Below are 20,494 nucleotides of genomic sequence, written 5' to 3' on the forward strand. Positions count from 1 at the left end.
TGGACGTCACGAAATGGATGTTGCATTGTTCACGCATTCGATGCGATCGCAGAAAATGAGCTGAGCGGTGTAGCGCCGCGAAAGCAGAGAACGTCATATGCGATTGCGGTCGTGGCTCCTGTTCCCGGAGTCGTGGCCTGGACGATCCGCGGCGTGCGCGACGCATGTGCGCGCGCGTGTGCAGGATCGGCGCAACAGACAAAGAAAAGCGGCGAAAAGGACCTGAGAAGATGAAGGAGACGCGACGGACGCGGGCGGCATTCCGGATCGGGCGCAAACCCGACCCGGCTTCGCCGCTACGCCCAGATCGAGATCTGTTCGACCGACAACGCGGTCGCGACGGCAGGGCGGCGGAGCATGCGCTCCGTATGCGCGGCCCAATGTTCGAACCCGCGCATGTCGAGCTTCAGCATGTTCCCCCATTTGAAAAATATCAGCAGCATCGGATCGACGATCGAGTAGTGCTCGCCGAGCGCCCAGTCGCGCGCCGCGAGCCGTTCGTCAATCTGCGCATACGCGGCGAGGATGCCCGCGCGGCCTTTCGCGCGAATGCCGTCGTGCGCAGCCGGGTCTTCGCTGAAACGCGACGGATGGAAGTTGAGCGCGACCGTTCCGGGCAACACTGACGCCAGCCAGTTCATCCACTCGACGGCACGTGCGAGGCCCATCGCGGTATCGGGCACGAGCCGCGCCTGCGGAAAGCGCAGCGCGAGATAGAGCAGGATCGCCGACGACTCCGTCAGCACTTCGTCGCCGGTGTGCAGCACGGGCACCTTGCCTTTCGGGTTGAGCTGCCGGAATTCGGCGCTCTGCGTCGCACCGTCCTTGATCGAGACGAGTGCGAGTTCGAATGGTTCGCCCAGCTCGCGCAGGATGACGTGCGGTGCAAACGAAAGATGGCCGGGGCAGTAGAACAGCGTATGAGTTGTCATATTGATTAAGTCTCCTATTTATCTCTGGTGGAGATGCTGACCGGGTTTGTCGTGTCGACGCGTCGCATGGTGCATGACGCCCGATCGAAAGTCAAAAGCGAAGGACGATGTGAAGGATCTTGCGGTTCGGTGAAGACGAAGCCGGCCAGTGCGATGCGCGCGGGCCGGGATGAACGTGCGTTTCTGGAGCGTGATCGTGATGCGGATGATGAGCCTCGACGAATTGATCGACAGCGTGAAAACGTTTCTGGCCGGGATCGACCCGGGCGCGCCGGCGCGCGTGACCGCGCAGACGAACCTGCTCGACGCCAACCTGCTCGATTCGCTGTCGCTTGTGCACTTCGTGCTGTTCATCGAGCAGACGCTCAGGATCGACATCCCGATCGGCGACTTCGTGCTCGACTCGATCGCGTCGGTCGCGGCGATCTACGACCACTACGTGCTGGGCACGTCGCATGCCGCGAGCGCGTCGCGATGACGCCGGACGACCTGCTTCGTGACGAGCCGTTCGCGTATTTCGCATACGGCTCGTGCATGAACCTCGCGAGCCTGTCGACGTCGCTCGGCTGCGACGCGGCGACGTACTTCGCAGGTGCGGCGCGGCTCGACGGCCATCGCCTCGCGTTCAATTACGCGTCGCTCAACGAGCCGGTCTGCTGCGCGAACATCGAGCCGGCTGCCGGTGCGATTGTCGAGGGCGCGCTGTACCGGCTGCCGATGCGCGTGCTCGACGCGCTCGAGCGTCGCGAAGGCGTGCATCTCGGCCGCTACGTCCGCTACGCGGTCGAGGTGCTGGCGCCGGGCGGGCAGCGCGTACATGCGCTGACGTATCGCGGTGCGGTCACGCTCGATTGCGACGCCGCGCCGAGCGCGCGCTACCGCGACCTGCTGGTTCGCGGGCTGGCCGACGCGGGCGTGTCGGCGGCGTATCGCGACCGCACGGTCGCCTACATGGCGGGGCTGCGCGATCGGCCGCCGCGTGCGGCATGACGGAATCAAGGCATCGAGCGCTCCACAAGAGCGCCCGATCCAGCGGTGCGTTCGCGACTTCGAACGTCGACGAGCGTTTTAAAGGCGCCCTAAGCGGGCATGTGAGCAAAAGGTTGAACATGAACAAGGCTTTCGACCATCCGCGCGTTTTGCGCATCTTGCGCGTTGCCTGCGACGCAGCGCCCGGGCACAACGACATACAACGAGCCCCCGGATCTGCGGCAACGCCACGAACGGACCTCGCGAGGCCGATGCGCACCTGATCTGCGCCCGCGAGCCGGATCGACACCCGCCCGGCGTGCCGCACACATGCGTGCGGCACGCGGCACCCCGCATGCGAGAACGCGCCGACCGGAGGAGGACGGCTCGCCGCCTTGTGCGCCGGATCGCGGGTGCCGCCGTCGGGCGACGCGTGCAGGACGCCGTGCGCAACGAATGACAATCGATCGCAAACAAGGAAAAAAATCATGGAGACGCTCGTATCGACCGTATTGCCCGCAGCGCGGGTGTCGGAAGACGCCGCCTATCGCAAGGTCGCGTGGCGGCTGATGCCGTTGCTGCTGTTCTGTTACCTGGTGTCGTATCTCGACCGCGTGAACGTGGGCTTCGCGAAGCTGCAGATGGCAGGTGATCTCGGGCTGTCCGACGCGGCCTACGGGCTCGGCGCCGGCATCTTCTTCTTCGGCTATTTCATCTTCGAGGTGCCGAGCAACCTGATCCTCCACCGCATCGGTGCACGCGTCTGGATCGCGCGAATCATGGTGACGTGGGGGGCGGTGTCCGCGCTGACGATGTTCGTCACGACGCCGACGGCGTTCTACGCGATGCGATTCCTGCTCGGCGCCGCCGAGGCCGGCTTCTTTCCGGGCGTGATCCTGTACCTGACCTACTGGTATCCGGCCCATCGGCGGGGGCGGATCACGACGGTGTTCATGACGGCCGTCGCGCTGTCGGGCGTCGTCGGCGGCCCGATTTCCGGCTACATCCTGAAGGCGTTCGACGGCATCAACGGGTGGCACGGCTGGCAGTGGCTGTATCTGCTCGAAGGGCTGCCGTCGATCGTCGCGGGCTTGCTCGTCTACGCGCTGCTCGACGACCGGATCGCGCAGGCGAAGTGGCTGAACGACGAAGAGCGCGCGCTGCTCGAACGCAACGTGAATGCCGAGGACGCGGTCAAGTCTCACCTGTCGCTCGGTGCGGTGCTCGCGAATCCGCGTGTGTGGCTGATGTGCGCGATCTACTTCTCGTTCGTGATCGGCCTGTACGGCGTCGGCTTCTGGCTGCCGACGCTCATCCATGCGACGGGCGTGGCCGATCCGCTGACGATCGGGCTGCTGTCGACGGTGCCGTATGCGCTTGCGGTGGTCGCGATGATCGCGATCGCACGCAGCTCGGATCGCCTTCGCGAGCGCCGCTGGCACCTCGCGGTGCCCGGTGCGATGGGCACGGTGGGGCTCGTGCTCGCGGTCGGCTGGGCGCATCAGACGGGGCTTGCGATCGCGGCGCTGACGCTCGCGACGATGGGCATCCTCACCGCGATCCCGCTGTTCTGGAGCCTGCCGACCGCGTTCCTCGGCGGCACCGCGGCCGCCGCCGGGATCGCGATGATCAATTCCGTCGGCAATCTCGCAGGCTTCCTCGGCCCTTACCTGATGGGGCTGCTCAAGCAACTGACCGCATCGAACGACGCGGGCCTCTACATGATGGCCGGCTGCATGGCGCTGGGCGGACTGCTCGCGCTGTCGCTGCCGAAAGCGCTGGTGAACCGGTAGCGATGCGCGGCTTTTCCCCCATGCACGGAGACAGGACATGATCCACAACGAACCCGCACTGTTCCCCGACCAGTCGATGGGCGCCTCGCCGCAGCGCTTTCGCGACGCGATGTGCCGCGTGGCGTCGGCCGTTCACGTACTCACGAGCGACGGGCCTGCCGGGCGCTGCGGCATGACGGCGACCGCCGTGCTGTCGGTGTCCGATGCGCCGCCGACGGTGCTCGTGTCCGTCAATCGCGGCAGCGTATCGGCGCAGCGGCTGATCGCGAACGAGGTGTTCTGCGTGAACACGCTCGGCGCCGCCGACCGGTTTCTCGCCGACGTGTTCGCGGGCCGGACCGCGCACGCGCGCGATGCGCGCTTCACGGTGGGCGAGTGGGGCGAGCTCGCGACACGCGCGCCGGTGCTGGCGAGCGCGCGCATCGCGCTCGACTGCCGGCTCGTCGCGTCGATGAGCGCGGCGACGCACGAGCTGCTGGTCGGCGAAGTGGTGGCGCTGCACCGTGCGGTGCCCGACGACGACACGCTCGTCTATCTGCAGCGGGAGTTCCGCGTCGTGTGACGACGCGTGCCGACAGGATGACCGACATGAAACGCGAAATCGTACTAGCCACCAACCGCTGCCGCGGCGAGATCCTCGCCGGCGGTTTTCGCACCGACGTCGCGCGCATCGCGCAGTGCGCACGCGCGCATCTCGGCGACTACGCCGACAACCCGCATGTGCGTGCGCTGCTCGTGGCGCTGGAGAACCGCTGCCTCGCATCGGGGCGCCTGCTCGATCTCACGTACTCGGTGGACCCGAGCTTCATCCTCGGGTTCTTCGACGTGCCCTACAACGCCGATGCGTTCCTCGAGGCGGCCGCGATCGCGCCCGTGCCGATTCCGCCGAGCGTGCTCGCGATCGCGCCGGACGGCAACGCGCTGCCGGTGCAGATCCGCATGTGCACGGACGGCTTTCTCAATCCGCTCGCGGTCGCGGTATTCGGCGAGAACTTCATCGACGCCGACCTGCGCGCGTATCACAAGGCGTATTACTTCATCGACAAGTTCGTCGAGCGCTTCAAGCGCCATACGCGCCCGGCAATCGAAGCGAACTGGTCGCCCACCGCGTTCCCGGATCTGCTCGCGGCGGACGACGAGCTGCTGACGCAGGCGAGTGCGATCTGGGTCCACCTGCACGAGTACCACCATCGCACGGGCTTCCTGCCGATCCCGGAGTACCTCGATGCGAAGAGCACGCGCAACGGTGCGGGCGCGGAGGAGTTGCGGGTCGACATCCTGTCGATCCTCGCGCTGTTCCGGCTGCGCTCGGACGACCGCGTGCTGCGCGCTTCGATCCAGTACATCCTGGCCGAGCGCCTGATCCGCTACCCGCTGCAGGCGCCGCCGCTCGACAACTACGACGCGCGCTCGTCGGTCGCGCTGTTTCATTACCTGTCCCGTCACGGCGTGATCGCGCAGCGTGGCGGTTCGCTCTATTTCGAAGGGGGCTACGAACGCCTGACCCAGGCGCTCAGGTCCATCGTGATCAAGCTGACGGCGCTCGAATACAAGCTCAGCGTGTCGTCCGATCTCGACCGGAGAAAGATCCTGTCGTTCGTGCTGCCGACGCTCGCGAAGAACGACAACAACTGGGGCGCGGCCGGCAGGCCGCATTGACGGCAGCCCGCTGCCCGCCCCATTTCGCAACGAATCAACCGAGGATCACGATGCCCACCTATCGTTCACGCACTTCCACGCACGGCCGCAACATGGCGGGCGCGCGCAGCCTGTGGCGCGCCACCGGGATGACCGACGCCGATTTCGACAAGCCGATCATCGCGGTCGTCAATTCGTTCACGCAGTTCGTGCCCGGTCACGTGCACCTGAAGGATCTCGGCCAGCTCGTCGCGCGCGAGATCGAAGCGGCCGGCGCGGTCGCGAAGGAGTTCAACACGATCGCGATCGACGACGGCATCGCGATGGGCCACGACGGCATGCTGTACAGCCTGCCGTCGCGCGAGCTGATCGCCGACAGCGTCGAGTACATGGTCAACGCGCACTGCGCGGATGCGATGGTCTGCATCTCGAACTGCGACAAGATCACGCCGGGGATGCTGATGGCCGCGATGCGCCTGAACATCCCGGTGATCTTCGTGTCCGGCGGCCCGATGGAATCCGGCAAGCTGACGTTCCGCGGCAAGCGCCGCGCGTTCGACCTGATCGACGCAATGGTGGTGGCGGCCGACTCCCAGGTGACGGACGACGAGGTGCGCGCGGTCGAGAACGTCGCGTGCCCGACCTGCGGCTCGTGTTCCGGGATGTTTACCGCGAACTCGATGAACTGCCTCGCCGAGGCGCTCGGGCTCGCGCTGCCCGGCAACGGCTCGGTGCTTGCGACGCATGCCGAGCGCAAGCGCCTGTTCATCGAGGCCGGACGCACGATCGTCGATCTCGCGCGCCGCTACTACGAGCAGGACGACGCGAGCGTGCTGCCGCGCTCGATCGCGACGCGCGATGCGTTCGAGAATGCGATGACGCTCGACATCGCGATGGGCGGCTCGACCAATACGGTATTGCACCTGCTCGCCGCCGCGCACGAAGGCGAGGTGCATTTCACGATGGCCGACATCGACCGGCTGTCGCGCCGCGTGCCGGTGCTGTGCAAGGTCGCGCCGTCGGTGCAGGACGTCCACATGGAGGACGTGCACCGGGCCGGCGGCGTGATCGGGATCATGGGTGAACTCGATCGCGCGGGGCTGCTGAACACGACGCTGCCGACCGTTCATGCGCCGAGCGTCGCGCACGTGCTCGCACGCTGGGACGTGATGCGCAATCGCGTCGATTCGGTGTCGCGCTTCTATCGCGCGGCGCCCGGCGGCGTGCGCACGCACGTCGCGTTCAGCCAGGACAACCGCTACGACGAACTCGATCTCGACCGCGCGAACGGCTGCATCCGCGATGCCGAGCACGCGTTCTCGCGCGACGGCGGGCTCGCGGTGCTGTTCGGCAACATCGCGCGCGACGGCTGCATCGTGAAGACCGCGGGCGTCGACGGCGGGATGCTGAAGTTCACCGGCACCGCGCGCGTGTTCGAAGGGCAGGAGGAGGCGGTCGAAGGCATCCTCGGCGGTGCGGTCGGCCCGGGCGACATCGTGATCGTCCGCTACGAGGGGCCGCGGGGCGGCCCGGGCATGCAGGAGATGCTCTATCCGACCAGCTACCTGAAATCGAAGGGGCTCGCGAAGCAGTGCGCGCTGATCACCGACGGTCGTTTTTCCGGCGGCTCGTCGGGGCTGTCGATCGGGCACGTATCGCCCGAGGCGGCGGAGGGCGGCGAGATCGGGCTGCTCGAGAACGGCGACGCGATCGAGATCGACATCCCGAACCGCTCGATCAACGTCCTCGTGTCCGACGACGAACTGCGGCGGCGCCGCGCGGCGATGGAGGAGCGCGGCGCGCGTGCGTGGCAGCCCGAGAAGCGGCAGCGCCGCGTGTCGGGTGCGTTGCGCGCATACGCGGCGATGACGACGAGCGCGGCGCGCGGCGCCGTGCGGATCGTGAAGGGCTGACCGTGCGGCCCGCCCCGAACCATCCGGCGGCCGATGCGCAGGTCGACACCGTGCTCGTCACGGGCGGCCGCGCGCCGGCTACGCATCACGGCTTCGTCAACCCGCCGGTGTATCGCGGCTCGACGGTGCTCGCGCCGAGCGTGGCCGACCTGCTCGGCTACACGCAGCCGTACGTGTACGGCCGGCGCGGCACGCCGACCACGGCCGCGCTGCAGGACGCGGTGCGCGCGCTCGATCACGGCGCGGGTGTCGTGCTGTGCCCGTCGGGGCTTGCCGCGATCACGACCGCGCTGTCGTCGTGCCTGTCGGCCGGCGACCATCTGCTGATGACGGATGCGGTGTACAAGCCCGCGCGCCAGCTGTGCGACGGCGTGCTGCGGCGCGCGGGCATCGAGACGACGTACTTCGATCCGCTCGCGTCGGTTGACGCGCTCGCCGCGCTGATCCGGCCGAACACGCGCGCGCTGTATCTCGAAGCGCCCGCGTCGCAGAGCATGGAGCTGTGCGACGTGCCGGCGTTCGCCGCGCTCGCGCGCGACCGCGGGCTCGTGGTGCTGTTCGACAACACGTGGGCGACGCCGCTGTTCTTCGACGCGTTCGCGCACGGCGCCGATCTCGTGATTCAGGCCGGCACCAAGTACCTCGCCGGTCATGCGGACGTGATGATCGGCATGGTGTCGGCGTCCGCGCGCGCGCTGCCGGCGCTCGAACAGTATCAGCGCGACACGGGGCAGTGCGTCGGCTCGGACGACGCGTTTCTCACGCTGCGCGGCATCCGGACACTCGGCGTGCGGCTTCGCCAGCACCAGGCGAACGCGCTGCGCGTCGCGCGCTGGCTCGCCGCGCGTCCGGAAGTGCGGCGCGTGTGCTATCCGGCGCTCGAGGACGATCCCGGCCACGCGCTGTGGGTGCGCGACTTCGGCGGCGCGACGGGGCTGTTCTCCGTCGTGCTGCGCCCGGCGCCCGCGCAGGCCGTCGCCGCGCTGCTCGAGGGGCTCGCGTATTTCGGGCTCGGCTATTCATGGGGCGGCTATGAAAGCCTCGCGATGCCGTTCGACTGCAGTGCGTACCGCACCGCGTCGCACTGGGACCCGGGCGGCCCGTGCGTGCGCTTTCACATCGGTCTCGAAAACGCCGACGACCTGATCGGCGACCTCGAGGCCGGCTTCGCCCGCTTCAACGCCGCGCGCTGACGCCGACACGAGCAGCACGCGCGCGGCCCGCACGTTTCGCGCCGCATTCCAATGACGAGGAGCCCCGTATGACGAAGCAACTCTGCCTGGGTGGATTCATGCGCCCCATCTGCCTGCACACGGCGTGGTGGCGGCACCCGAGCGCGCCGACGCTCGCGAACTTCAACTGGCCGGTGATCCGGTCGCTCGCGCAGAAGCTCGAGCACGCGTGCTTCGACGCGGTCTTCACCGCCGACCACCTCGCGGTGATGCCGATGCCGCCGAATGCGCTCAAGCGCAGCGGCACGATCACGTCGTACGACCCGCTCGTGATGCTGTCGGCGATCGCCGCATGCACCGACCGCATCGGCCTGATCGCGACCGGCACGACGAGCTACGAGGATCCGTACCTGCTTGCGCGCCGCTTCGCGTCGCTCGATCACCTGAGCGGCGGCCGCGCGGGCTGGAACATCGTCACGACGGTGAACCCGGAGGCTGCGCTCAACTTCGGTCTCGAGACCGCGCTGCGCCATGCCGAACGCTACGAGCGCGCCGAGGAGTTCTTCGACGTCGTGACGGGGCTGTGGGACGGCTGGTCCGATCACGCGCTCGTGATGGACAAGGAGGCGGGGGTGTTCTCCGATCTCGACAAGATCCGGCCGCTCAACCACAAGGGCAAGTTCTTCTCGGTCAAGGGGCCGCTGAACATCGCACGGCCCGTGCAGGGCTGGCCGGTGATCGCGCTTGCCGGTGCGTCGGAGGAAGCGCGCGACATGGCCGCGCGTTCGGCCGATCTGGTGTTCGGCAACGCGCGCAGCATCGAGACGGGGCGTGCGTTCTACCGCGATGTGAAGTCGCGCGCGGTCGCGGCCGGGCGCAACCCCGATCACGTGAAGATCCTGCCCGCCAACCAGGTGTATGTCGGCCGCACGCGCGCGGAGGCGCTGGCGAAGAAGCGCTACATGGACGATCTCGTCCACGTGGACAGCAACATCCCGAACCTGTCGATCCGGCTCGGCGTCGACTGCTCGAAGTTCGATCCCGACAAGCCGTTGCCCGAACTGCCGCACACGGAACAGGGGCAGGGCAACCAGCGCGAATGGGCGGCGCTCGCGCGCCGCGAGGGATTGACGGTGCGCGAGCTGGCGAAGCGGGCGGCCGAATCCGGCACCGGCGAGATGGTCGGCACCGCGTCCGAGATCGCCGACCAGATGGAGGAGTGGCTGATGACGGAGGCGTGCGACGGCTTCATCGTCGTGTTCTACACGGTGCCTGACGGCTACGACGACTTCGTGACGATGGTGGTGCCGGAGCTGCAGCGGCGCGGGCTGTTTCGCACCCGCTACGAAGGCACGACGCTGCGCGAACACATCGGCCTGCCGCGGCCGAAGAGCCCGCTCGACTGAGCGGCGCGTCGCCAGATTTCGTTCCGGGAGACCGCAATGACCCACGATTCACCCCGATCCACATGGATGACGACGCCGTACCGCCGCCGGCTCGGCGTGCTGAGCGACGCCGCACACCTGCCTTTGCTCGGCGACGGGTTATGCGGCGTCGAGCGCGAGACGCTGCGCGTCGATGCCGCCGGCCGGCTCGCGCTGACGCAACACCCGCACGCGCTCGGCGCGGCGCTCACGCACCCGTCGATCACGACCGACTACGCGGAGCCGCTGCTCGAGTTCGTCACGCCGCCGCAGCACGACGCGGCCGACGTGATCGAGCGGCTCGACGAGCTGCACCGCTTCGCGTGCCGCGCGATCGGCGACGAGCTGCTGTGGAGCCAGTCGATGCCGTGCCCGCTCGACGACGACCGCCGCATTCCGATCGCGTGGTACGGCACGTCGAACATCGGCATCCTGAAGCACGTGTACCGGCGCGGGCTGGCGTTCCGCTACGGCAAGGCGATGCAGTGCATCGCCGGGATCCACTACAACTATTCGCTCGCCGATGCCGTGTGGCCGCTGCTGCGCGACGTGCGCGACGGATGCGAGCCGGCCGGCCGCGACGCGCGCGACATGCGCTCGGCAGGCTATCTCGCCCTGATCCGCAATTTCCATCGCTACGGCTGGCTGCTGCTGTATCTGTTCGGCGCGTCGCCGGCGCTGTGCGCGGGTTTCGTCGCCGGCGACCGGCACGGGCTCGACGCGTTCGATGCGCAGACGCTGTACCTGCCGTACGCGACGAGCTTGCGGATGAGCGACCTCGGCTACCAGAACCGGGTGCAGGGCGCGTTCGCGCCGTGCCTCGACAACCTGCCTGCGTACCTGGACGGCCTCGCGCGAGCCGTCGCGCAGCCGTGCCCCGAGTACCAGGCGATCGGCGCGAAGCGCGACGGAGAATGGCTGCAGCTCAGCACGCACTTGCTGCAGATGGAGAACGAGTTCTATTCGTCGATCCGCCCGAAGCGCACGGTGCGCAGCGGCGAGCGGCCGCTCGATGCACTGCGCAGCCGCGGCGTCGAATACGTCGAGGTGCGCTGTCTCGACATCGATCCGTTCGCGCCGCACGGCGTCGCCGAGACGACGCTGCGCTTTGTCGACGCGTTCCTGCTGTTCTGCGCGCTCGACGACAGCCCGTGCCTCGCGGGTGCCGAGCAGGACGCGTGCCGGCGCAACTTCGCGGCGGTCGCGCGGGAGGGGCGGCGCCCGGGGCTCGAGTTGCAGCGTGGCGGCGAGCGCGTCGCGCTGCGCACGTGGGCGCACGAGTTGCTCGCGCGAATCAACGAGGCGGCCGGCGTGCTGGATCTGCAGCGCGGCGACACGCGCACGACCGCCGCGCTCGACGCGCAATACGCGAAGCTCGACGATCCGCGGGCGACGCCGTCGGCGCGCGTACTCGATGCACTGCACACGCTGCGCGACGATCCGGGCGGCGCGTGCTTCGCGTTCGGGATGCGGCAGACGCTCGCGCATACCGGGGCGTTCCGCGCGCGTCCGCTGCCGGCCGACGTGCAGGCGCGCTTCGACGCGATCGCGGCCGAATCGCTGAGCCGGCAGGCCGACCTGGAGCGCACGCAGATCGGCAACTTCGACGCGTTTCTCGCCGCGTATCACGCGGGAACGCTGAACCAGGAGTGCGGCGAGCCGACACATGGCGCGCACTGATACGGTCGCCGCCGTATCGAATCCATCTCACGGAGGACAGATGAGCAGTATCGCGGAAATGAAGACCGATCGCGGGTTCTCGGCGCGGGCGGCCGGCGCGGGCGCGCTGGCGTCGTTCGTCGGCTTTGCATCGACGTTCACGCTGATCGTGAATGCGCTGACGAACGTCGGTGCAACGCGCGCGCAGGCCGCGTCCGGCCTGATGGCCGTCTCGATCGTGATGGGGCTGGCCGGCATCGTGCTCAGCTACCGGACCCGGATGCCCGTCAGCGCTGCGTGGTCGACACCCGGCGCGGCGCTGCTGCTCGGCCTGGGCACCGTGAAGGGCGGCTATCCGGCCGCGGTCGGCGCGCTCGTGCTGACCGGCGTGCTGCTCACGCTGGCCGGGCTGTGGAAGCCGCTCGGCCGCGCGATCTCGAGGATTCCGCTGCCGATCGCCAACGCGATGCTCGCGGGGATCATCCTGAACCTCTGCGTCGCCCCGGTGCACGCACTCGAGCAGTATCCGCTGTACGTCGCGCCGATCCTGCTCGTCTGGGTCGTGATGATGCGGGTTCGCAAGATTCTCGCGGTGCCTTGCGCCGCGGTCGCGACGCTGGTCGTGATCGCGTTCATTGCGAAGACGGGGGGCGTCGGCGCGACCGGGATGTTGCCGCACCTTGCGCTCGTCGGGCCCGTGTTCTCGGCATCGACGATGGTGAGCGTCGCGGTGCCGCTCTTCATCGTGACGATGGCGTCGCAGAACATCCCGGGCGTCGCGGTGCTCAACGTCAACGGCTACCGGCCCGAAGCGTCGCGGCTGTTCACGGCCACGGGGCTGTGCAGCCTGCTCGCGGCGCCTTTCGGCGCGCCGCCGATCGGGCTGGCCGCGATCACCGCCGCACTGTGCGCCGGCGAGGAGGCCGGCCCCGACGAATCGCGGCGCTACTGGGCCGGCATCGTCTGCGGCGCCGCGTACATCGTGTACGGGTTCGCGGCGAGCGCCGCGACGCTGTTCATCGCGGTCGCGCCGCCGGTCATCATCGAAGCGGTTGCCGGCCTCGCGCTGATGAACGCCCTCGGCGGCGCGCTGCTCAACGCATTCACCGACAAGGACGCGCGCGAGGCCGCGATCCTGACCTTCCTCGTGACGATGGCGGGCCATGCGTTTCTCGGCATCGGCGGCGCGTTCTGGGGCCTGCTGACCGGCATCGGGCTGACGTTCGTGCTGCGTCGCGAGAAGGGCCGGTGATGCCGCGCGACGACGCGGCCCCCGCAGTTCTGCCATTCCCTTAAAAAAACGGAGAAGAGATGCAGCACAACATCGTGAAAGTGACCGCGACGCCGGTGTTCGCGCGCGGCGACGCGGAGATCGCCGGCGTGCGGTTGTCCGGCAAGCTGTCGGGCGTCATCGTCGAAATCGAGACGTCGCAGGGCGTGGTCGGCCACGGCTTCACGGCGATCACCGACGAGGCGGTCGTGGCCGCGGCGATCGATCACGTCGCCGCACCCAACCTGGTCGGGATGAACGTTGTCGAGCGCGAGCGGATTCTCGACAAGCTTTACTGGTTGTTATGCCCGCGCGGGCAGACCGGCTATGCGGGGCACGTGATTTCCGCGATCGACATCGCGGTCTGGGATGCGATCGGCAAGATCGCCGGGCTGCCGGTATGGAAAATGCTCGGCGGCGCGCGTCCGGTCGTGCCGCTGTACACGACGTTCGGCTTCGCGTCGCTCGAGCGCCCGGAGCTGATACATGCCGCGCGTGCGCTCGTCGGTGCTGGACATCGCCGCATCAAGATGATCGTCGGCTATCACGCGCTTGCGCGCCGCGACGAAGGGCGCTCGCTCGACCAGGTCGTCGCGGACGACGTCGCGCGCGTGCGCGCGGTGCGCGACGCGGTGGGCGCCGCCGCCGAGATTTACATCGACGCGAATTGCGGGCTCGACCACTATCACGCGCTGCGGCTTGCCGAGCGCGTGGCCGATTGCGGCATCGGTTTCTTCGAGGAGCCGATCGCCGAGAACGACCCCGCGAAGCTCGCCGACCTGAGAAAGCGCGGCGGCATTCCGGTCGCCACCGGGCAAAGCGAGGGGCAGTTGTTCCGGTTCAGGGATTTCCTCGTGAACGACGCCGTCGACATCCTGCAGCCAAACGTGTGCGTGTGCGGCGGGTTCTCCGTCGCGGCGCGCGCGGCCGCGCTCGCGCAGGCGTTCGGCGTGCCGATCGACAATGGCGGCACGTTCCCGTTCCACAACATGCATCTGCACGGCGGGCTCGCGAACGGCGGCTCGGTCGAGTGGCACGTCGTCGCGGTCGAGATCTGCCGGAACCTGTTTACCGGCCTGCCGGCCGAGCAGAACGGGACGCTGGCACTACCCGACACGCCGGGCCTCGGCTTCGGCATCAATCGCGATGGTGTCCGCGAATTCTCGTCGGGCCCGGGATCGCAGGGGCACGGCAAGGCGTGAGTGTCGGCCGGTGCGTCCGCCGGCGAGGACGCGCCGGCCGTGCGTCGACGGCTTCCCGCGCGTCGTCGCACGGCAAGTGGCCTGCCAATCCGCCCGGACATGCCAAAGCGGATCTGCCTGCGGCCGGCATCATGCCGAGGCCAGTGTCCGCACGATATTGATGAAGCTGGCAAGGACGTGCCCGATATCGCCTTTGCGCCAGACGAGGCCGGTTTCAACGACGAACGAGCCGTGTGCGAGCGGGCGATAGACGACACCCGTACGCCGCAGATTGCGCAACGATTGCGGCACCAGGGCGACGCCCATGCCGGCGGACACAAGGCTGACGATCGTCTGCATCTGGATTGCATCCTGACCGATGTGCGGGACGACACCGACGTCGCTGTAGCACTCCATGATCGCGTCGTAAAACCTCGGGGCGAGACGACGCGGAAAAATCACGAGCGGAAGGTCTGCCACTTCCTTCAGGTGAATCGGCACGTCGTCGGGTGCCGTCGACGCGGCGCTCGGCATCGCGAGCACGAGCGGCTCGCTCAGGAGCGGCAGATACGACAGCTCGGCCACGTAGCGTGGCGGCAACGGCGGAATGATCAGGCCCGCGTCGATGTGGCCCGCGACCAGCTCTTCGATTTGCACGTCGCTTGTCGCTTCGGTCAGTTGCAATCGCACCAGCGGATAACGCATGCCGAATTCGCGCAGCAGCGAGGGCAGCAGCCCGTAATCGGCAATCGAGACGAACGCGAGCGACAATCTTCCGGTCTCGCCGAGGGCGAGGCTCTTTGCCAGCGCGGGAAGCTCCTCGGCCGCGGCAAGCAGTTTCAGCACCGTCGGAAGCAACGCCTCGCCGACTGCCGTGAGCGCGACCGCACGCTTCGTGCGTGCGAAGAGCTCGACGCCGAGTTCGCGTTCCAGGGAGCGTATTGCCTGCGACAGCGGCGGCTGGGTCATCGAGAGGCGTGCGGCCGCACGGCCGAAGTGCCGCTCCTCGGCAACGGCCGCGAAGTAATACCACTGGCGAAGATCCGGGGGGAAGTTGGGCATTCGTTCGACCTGAAGCGGCTGAATGGTGATGAATCATATATTGGACCAGCGGCCTGTGGCGCATCGGGAGCCGGTTCGTTCTTGTGTGTGCGGGACGCATGAGCCGATGGCCAGGGCGCTGCTTTATGCGACGCAAACGCCAGGAAAGCCAGCCGGCAATTGATGGACCGGCGACGTGGAGCATGCGGACGGAAGCTACCGCGTCAGGCAATACAACACATCGGGACAACCTTCCTCGTTCCTGCTTCCGTCGTTATATGCAATGGCAACGAAACCATGCCGCTCATAAAACGCGGCAGCATCGCGATTCATCTGGAACGTATAGAGCTGGAGCTTGCCAACCGTCTGCGACTTCACCGATTCCAGGAGGGCGGAACCGATCCCTTGTCGTTTGAATTCGGGGTACACGTACAGCTGGTCGAGCCATGCCGCACCGTCAGCGATGACGTGTGCGGCCATGCCGACGATGCGATCGTCGTACATCGCAACGGTCACGTTGCCCGACGGGACAAGTACGTTGGCAATCCAGTCGCGGACGGCGGCTTCGGAGTGCGCGAGCGGCGCGTAGGATGCGAGCGCGTTGCGCGACCGCAGATACACGTCAGCCACCGCCGCGGCATCAGCCGCCGTCGCTCGGCGCAAGATCAAGGGCATGTATCGGTCGCTCCAGAAAATTAATTGCGTGCACAACGATAGCAGCAAGGAATCGAACCTCCAAGGTCGTTCGGCACGCTGCTGAAACTGTCGACATCGGAAGTCCGGTGCTGCTTGTCGAGTTTGCGCTACAGCGGTGAGATCGGGTTGCCGATTTGCTGCTTCATTCCGACATTCCCGTATCATCCGTCCGGTTCGCCGGGTCCCACGCGCCGGCGATTCCGCACACATGAAAGGACGAGCGATGAAGGTCGAAAGGCGCGGCCACGGTAAAGCGATCGGGCACGGCGACGCGGCGGATCCGAAGCGGGCCGGCATCGCACCCGTCACAAAGAGTACCGACCCGCGCGACTACCAGCATGCACCGGCCATCGCGGCCGTCATGCCGAAAGCATTTCCCAACGGCTTCGTCGTCGCGGAGCATCGGCACACGCGCGCGCAACTCGTCTACACCACGACGGGCATCGCCGAAGTCATCGCCTGCCGGTCGCTGTGGATGATCCCGCCGCATCGCGCACTCTGGATTCCGCCCGACCTGCCGCACGCGATGCGCGCACACGGGCAACTCGAAATGCGCACCGCCTACGTCGACCCGCGAGCCTGCCGATCCGCGTACCCGGATCAGCCGGGCCTGGTCAACGTTTCGCCGCTGCTGCGCGAGTTGATCGTGCGTGCATCGTCGTTCCCGGTCGAGGTCGATCCCGACGGACGCGACGCGCTCGTCATCCAGCTCATGCTCGCCGAAATCGAGTGGTCTCCCGAGCAACCGTTGCGGCTGCCGTCCGGTCAGGACCGGCGTCTTGCCCGGGTCTGCGACGCGATGCTCGCGAATCCGGCCGATCAGCGAACGCTGACGGAATGGGCCGACGAAGTCGGTGCGTCGAGCCGGACACTGGCCCGGCTGTTCACCGCCGAAACCGGGCTGTCGTTCAGCCAGTGGCGCCAGCAGGCCAGGATTTCGGCCGCGCGCCCGCTGCTGGCCTCGGGACGCTCCGTGATCGCCGTTGCGGCCGAACTCGGCTACGAAACCACGAGCGCCTTCTCGACCGTGTTTCGCCGGTTTGCCGGCATGACGCCCAGTGCGTACGCGAAACTGTCCGATTCCGCGTAGCAAACGTCCTTCCGGCAAACGCGGAGTGCGGCGCGCACGCTTATCGTGTCGGTCATCGAATCCACCGACCGAACGAGGTAAGCCGACATGACGCGACACGACATCGAATTCCTGTCCGAAGCCGCCACGCTGCGAGGCTGGTACTACGAACCGGCGCAGCGCATCGCCGGCACGCAAGCGTATCCGGCCATCGTGATGGCGCACGGCTTCTCCGGCGTGAAGGAACAGTATCTGGACCGCTACGCCGAGGTATTTGCCGCCGGCGGCTTTGGCGTGCTGCTTTACGATCACCGGAATTTCGGCGCGAGCGACGGGTATCCGCGTCAGGAGATCGACCCCGTGCAGCAGAAGCGCGGCTATCGCGATGCGATCAGCTATCTGCTGACGCGCCCGGACGTCGATGCCGCACGCATTGGCATCTGGGGCACCAGCTACAGCGGCGGCCACGTGCTCGAAGTCGCGGCCATCGACCGGCGCGTCAAATGCGTGGTTTCGCAGGTGCCGACGATCAGCGGATATCAGTCGGCGTTGCGCCGCACGCGTTCCGATCTGGTGCCCGCGGCGCTGGCTCGCTTCGATGAAGATCGCCGGCAGCGATTCGCGGGCGGCGTGCCGGCGATGTTGCCGGCAGTCAGCGCGGACCCCGCGACAGCCTGCGCGATGGCGGGCGCGGATGCGTACCGGTTCTTCACCGAGTCGGCGGCGCGGTGTGCGCCGAACTGGAAAAACGAAGTGACGCTGCGCAGCGCGGAGATGTCGCGCGAGAACGAACCGGGCCAGTATGTCGATCGCATCTCGCCAACCCCGTTGCTGATGATCGTGGCCAACGAGGATCTGCTGACGCCGACCGACCTGTGCCTCAAGGCGTGGGAAAACGCGCTGGAGCCGAAGCGCCTGCTCCAGATCAAGGGCGGGCATTTCACGCCGTATATCGAGCATTTCGACGAAACGAGCCGGGCGGCGGTGGAGTGGTTCACGCTGCATCTGTCCGGCGCGCGCTGACCTGACCGGTTGCAGCGCGTGAGTGCGGTGTCCGCGGCTTGCGCGAATGGCGATACCGCCAGCTTCGATGGTGCCCGCGTTTGCGGGGAAGGCGGCAAGGCATTCCGAGGCACGACTACATCCGTCGCTCGCCCGAAGCAACACCGGCGAACGGCACGCCGCGATGCCGCACGCGCTCGCGGACGATGTGTCGCCTCTTCGCCCGTACACGGCGGCGGTCGATGCTTCGTTATATGGAGTAATAGCTGTAATGTGGCCTGAAATTTTCTTTCCGGCGACTCGGGCTAGACTGGTCTCGCCTTGATACCCCCCCAAGGTGTTGTGTGTTCTCGGCTTGGCCCGTGCTTTCAGGTGCGGGCCAATTTTTTCGGGCGGGCGCCACCGGCCGTTCCGCTCCCGACCCTGCCGGCGAATGCGTCATCGGGCACCCCCGTTTCGCAGTAGCCATTCTTTCCGAACCCTTTCATGGAAGTCTGACGATCGACAATCGGTCGCAACGTCGTGTGCGATCGTCGGCTCTTGCCCGGATCATGACGACGTCAGGCAGCGCGGTATGACCGCTCGATGAGGGGTGAGCGGGATTCTCCTTGTATCTCGCTCGTTGGCCCGACCGTGTCGGGCTTTTTTGTTCGAGGTCGGGCAGGTGTGCCACCGATCGCTGCATGTGGCAACATCGCGGTGATTTGCACATCCGATCCGGGTGCCAGCAGATCCATCCATCCGAAGGGGGAGTCATGTTTGACCATGTCAAATTCGGCGTGAGCGACTTTGCAGCCAGCAAGACGTTTTTCCTCAGCGCACTTGAACCGCTTGGCGTCGTGGTGGTGGGTGAGGGCGATCCGTCGTACGGCATCGAGATGTCCCCGCCTGGCAAACCATCGTTGTGCCTGTTCCAGACGTCGGAGAAGCCGGCGCATCTTCACATCGCGTTCGTGGCCGACGACCGGCAGCAGGTCGATGCGTTCTATCGCGCGGCGCTGGAGGCGGGCGGGAAGGACAATGGCGCGCCGGGGCTGCGGCCGCATTATCACGCGAACTACTACGCGGCGTTTGTCATCGGGCCGGATGGGCACAATATCGAGGTGGTGTGTCATCAGGCGCAGGGGTGATGCCCTGTCGGGCAGCATGGGGCGGCGAGGCGGCTTGCAATGTCATGCGCGGATGGACGGCGGTCGACCGATGCCGTCGAATCGATGAGCGAACGCATGCTTCATGCGAGCAACGGAGCTTTCCGGGATGAGTGACATCGCCATTGACCTGCCTTTTCCCGTCATCGCGATTCTCATGGGGGCCATCTACTGGCCCGTGACGCTTTGCGTCGGCGCTGTCGGGCTGTATGTCGGCGTGACGCGTCTGCGCGGTATCGGGCGCGTTGTGTGCGTCGCCATTGCACTCCTGTTCATCGTTGATGCCGGCGCGGGGATCTATGAGGCTCTCCGGCAGGGCTTGAATGCTTCGCACTAGAGGCGTGTTCGGCGTGCGTGCGTGTACGCGTCTGAGGCGATTGCGGATGGACTACACTCGGCCGAAACTCGCTGCGTCGTGAGATCGACAAGCGGCAAATACGATACGAACACAATCCGGGGCGGGGAGCGCAAGCTTCCTGAAAGAGACGATGCCAATCAGCAAGTTGAAGGCCATGCCGGCGTTTCGCGCCGACGCACCGCTGCAGATCCGTCACGCTATCGCGCTCTTCACGATCGTCTGGCTCATCGAGGCCGGATTCGCCGTCTGGCTCACGATGCTGGGTTTCGACCAGGCTGGCGAAGTCCCCGCGGCGAAAGCCGTGCTCATGCGCAAAGGCGCTGCGATGATCGGGATCATCCAGGCCTTCTGGCTTTTGCTGAACGCGAGCCTGATCGTGGGCCTGTGCCAGCGACAAAAGCTGGCGCGTGTGCTGGAACTGGTGCTCACGGTCGTCACGACGATGGCCCTTCTCGTGATGGGGCTCCCTTTCAGGCTGAGCCTGATCGAAGTGGGCTTTCTCGCCAATGCGATCGCGACCGTGCTCATTTACACGGGCCCGTGTACGCGCTGGTTCCAGGCGGCAGCTTCATGAGAGCGTCGTGCCTTCGGCTGACCGGGCGAGTGCCCGCTGTCGAAAATACGGCTTGGCGAGATGACGGCTGTCGAGCCGCGACGTGAAGACGCCACGGAGAAACGGGCGATGACCTCGAAAAACATCCGCAGGGCAACGGCAGACGACGTACCGGTGCTGACCCGGATCCGGAACGACGCGCACGCGAAGAAGCTCGCGTACGGCGACCATGCGTGGGGCAAGGAAGGTGACGGATTTTCCGAGCGGTGGGTACGGAGCAACGTTTCTGAAAAGGACGTGTATGTCGTCGAGTTGGACGGCGCGTTGGCCGGAACGTTCTCGCTCGGCTTCGGCGAAGACCGGCATTGGGGGCCGCAGGCGCCGATCGCCGGTTACGTGCACGGGCTTTGCGTGCGGCGAGGCTTCAACGGGCTCGGGCTCGGCGGTTTCATGCTCGACTGGTGCGCTCGCAAGGTGAGCAGCTTGAACCGGCATTTTGTCCGGCTCGATTGCGCCGTCGAAAACGTGACGCTCTGCGCTTACTACGAGTCGCTTGGCTTCATTCGCGTGGGGTTGAAATCGGACGGGATTGTCTGGTCGCTGTACGAGAAACCCGCTGCTTGGCGTTCAACTGGATACGCCCCCTTCGATTTCCCTTGCACCTGACGCTACGTCA

20 protein-coding genes are annotated in these 20,494 nt (G+C 66.9%); 17 read left to right on the forward strand and 3 right to left on the reverse strand.

Features of this window, described 5'->3' with window-relative positions; all coding sequences use genetic code 11:
• Nucleotides 1–296 precede the first annotated feature (296 nt).
• Complete coding sequence (locus tag DPV74_RS05395; RefSeq protein WP_059692831.1) at nucleotides 297–932, reverse strand: glutathione S-transferase family protein; 636 nt, start codon at nucleotides 930–932, stop codon at nucleotides 297–299.
• A 169-nt stretch (nucleotides 933–1,101) separates the two neighbouring features.
• On the opposite strand from DPV74_RS05395, the gene DPV74_RS05400 reads away from it, so the two are divergent.
• From DPV74_RS05400 to DPV74_RS05450, 11 genes are all read left to right on the forward strand, one after another.
• Complete coding sequence (locus DPV74_RS05400; protein WP_059692833.1) at nucleotides 1,102–1,410, forward strand: acyl carrier protein; 309 nt, start codon at nucleotides 1,102–1,104, stop codon at nucleotides 1,408–1,410.
• Nucleotides 1,407–1,922 carry a gamma-glutamylcyclotransferase family protein gene (locus DPV74_RS05405; protein ID WP_060171511.1) on the forward strand — a complete coding sequence of 172 codons (516 nt, stop codon included), beginning with the start codon at nucleotides 1,407–1,409 and terminating at the stop codon, nucleotides 1,920–1,922. The genes DPV74_RS05400 and DPV74_RS05405 overlap by 4 nt, the downstream gene beginning before the upstream one ends.
• A gap of 467 nt (nucleotides 1,923–2,389) precedes the next feature.
• Entirely contained in the window at nucleotides 2,390–3,694 is a 1,305-nt protein-coding gene (locus DPV74_RS05410; protein WP_034196018.1) for an MFS transporter, read from the forward strand.
• A 37-nt stretch (nucleotides 3,695–3,731) separates the two neighbouring features.
• Nucleotides 3,732–4,256, forward strand: a complete 525-nt coding sequence (locus tag DPV74_RS05415) for a flavin reductase (protein ID WP_119336706.1) — start codon at nucleotides 3,732–3,734, stop codon at nucleotides 4,254–4,256.
• 26 nt (nucleotides 4,257–4,282) lie between these two features.
• The gene (locus tag DPV74_RS05420) at nucleotides 4,283–5,353 is read left to right on the forward strand and encodes a DUF6421 family protein (RefSeq protein WP_225723293.1); all 1,071 of its coding nucleotides are present in this window, start codon (nucleotides 4,283–4,285) and stop codon (nucleotides 5,351–5,353) included.
• A 50-nt stretch (nucleotides 5,354–5,403) separates the two neighbouring features.
• On the forward strand, nucleotides 5,404–7,245 hold the full coding sequence (gene ilvD, locus DPV74_RS05425; protein WP_060085665.1) for a dihydroxy-acid dehydratase: 1,842 nt from the start codon (nucleotides 5,404–5,406) through the stop codon (nucleotides 7,243–7,245).
• A 2-nt stretch (nucleotides 7,246–7,247) separates the two neighbouring features.
• Nucleotides 7,248–8,438: a cystathionine beta-lyase gene (gene metC, locus DPV74_RS05430; protein WP_119336707.1), complete on the forward strand. Its 1,191-nt coding sequence runs from the start codon at nucleotides 7,248–7,250 to the stop codon at nucleotides 8,436–8,438.
• A gap of 68 nt (nucleotides 8,439–8,506) precedes the next feature.
• On the forward strand, nucleotides 8,507–9,823 hold the full coding sequence (locus tag DPV74_RS05435) for an LLM class flavin-dependent oxidoreductase (RefSeq protein WP_021156686.1): 1,317 nt from the start codon (nucleotides 8,507–8,509) through the stop codon (nucleotides 9,821–9,823).
• A gap of 66 nt (nucleotides 9,824–9,889) precedes the next feature.
• Nucleotides 9,890–11,521, forward strand: a complete 1,632-nt coding sequence (gene gshA, locus DPV74_RS05440) for a glutamate--cysteine ligase (protein ID WP_162922959.1) — start codon at nucleotides 9,890–9,892, stop codon at nucleotides 11,519–11,521.
• A gap of 40 nt (nucleotides 11,522–11,561) precedes the next feature.
• On the forward strand, nucleotides 11,562–12,752 hold the full coding sequence (locus DPV74_RS05445; protein ID WP_119336708.1) for a benzoate/H(+) symporter BenE family transporter: 1,191 nt from the start codon (nucleotides 11,562–11,564) through the stop codon (nucleotides 12,750–12,752).
• Nucleotides 12,753–12,811: 59 nt separating this feature from the next.
• Nucleotides 12,812–13,972 (forward strand): mandelate racemase/muconate lactonizing enzyme family protein, encoded by a 1,161-nt coding sequence (locus tag DPV74_RS05450; protein WP_119336709.1) that lies wholly within the window; start codon nucleotides 12,812–12,814, stop codon nucleotides 13,970–13,972.
• 129 nt (nucleotides 13,973–14,101) lie between these two features.
• Here DPV74_RS05450 and DPV74_RS05455 read toward each other — a convergent pair whose 3' ends face one another.
• A complete protein-coding gene (locus tag DPV74_RS05455; protein WP_119336710.1) occupies nucleotides 14,102–15,013 on the reverse strand; it encodes a LysR family transcriptional regulator in 912 nt (303 codons plus the stop codon).
• Nucleotides 15,014–15,208: 195 nt separating this feature from the next.
• Nucleotides 15,209–15,667, reverse strand: a complete 459-nt coding sequence (locus DPV74_RS05460) for a GNAT family N-acetyltransferase (protein WP_162922956.1) — start codon at nucleotides 15,665–15,667, stop codon at nucleotides 15,209–15,211.
• Between the two features lie 244 nt (nucleotides 15,668–15,911).
• Between DPV74_RS05460 and DPV74_RS05465 the strand changes: the two genes are divergently transcribed.
• The 6 genes from DPV74_RS05465 to DPV74_RS05490 all read left to right on the forward strand — a co-directional run bounded on the left by DPV74_RS05465 (nucleotide 15,912) and on the right by DPV74_RS05490 (nucleotide 20,484).
• Nucleotides 15,912–16,778, forward strand: coding sequence for a helix-turn-helix domain-containing protein (locus tag DPV74_RS05465; RefSeq protein ID WP_119336711.1), 867 nt, complete (start codon nucleotides 15,912–15,914; stop codon nucleotides 16,776–16,778).
• An 87-nt stretch (nucleotides 16,779–16,865) separates the two neighbouring features.
• Nucleotides 16,866–17,780 carry an alpha/beta hydrolase gene (locus DPV74_RS05470; protein ID WP_059654031.1) on the forward strand — a complete coding sequence of 305 codons (915 nt, stop codon included), beginning with the start codon at nucleotides 16,866–16,868 and terminating at the stop codon, nucleotides 17,778–17,780.
• Between the two features lie 734 nt (nucleotides 17,781–18,514).
• Nucleotides 18,515–18,889: a VOC family protein gene (locus tag DPV74_RS05475; RefSeq protein ID WP_027790692.1), complete on the forward strand. Its 375-nt coding sequence runs from the start codon at nucleotides 18,515–18,517 to the stop codon at nucleotides 18,887–18,889.
• A 127-nt stretch (nucleotides 18,890–19,016) separates the two neighbouring features.
• Nucleotides 19,017–19,244, forward strand: coding sequence for a hypothetical protein (locus tag DPV74_RS05480; protein ID WP_119336722.1), 228 nt, complete (start codon nucleotides 19,017–19,019; stop codon nucleotides 19,242–19,244).
• Nucleotides 19,245–19,395: 151 nt separating this feature from the next.
• A complete protein-coding gene (locus DPV74_RS05485) occupies nucleotides 19,396–19,839 on the forward strand; it encodes a hypothetical protein (protein ID WP_162922957.1) in 444 nt (147 codons plus the stop codon).
• Between the two features lie 108 nt (nucleotides 19,840–19,947).
• The gene (locus DPV74_RS05490) at nucleotides 19,948–20,484 is read left to right on the forward strand and encodes a GNAT family N-acetyltransferase (protein WP_119336723.1); all 537 of its coding nucleotides are present in this window, start codon (nucleotides 19,948–19,950) and stop codon (nucleotides 20,482–20,484) included.
• Nucleotides 20,485–20,494: the final 10 nt, after the last annotated feature.

Source organism: Burkholderia sp. HAN2018 (assembly GCF_024704855.1).
Classification (GTDB): Bacteria; Pseudomonadota; Gammaproteobacteria; order Burkholderiales; family Burkholderiaceae; genus Burkholderia; species Burkholderia cepacia.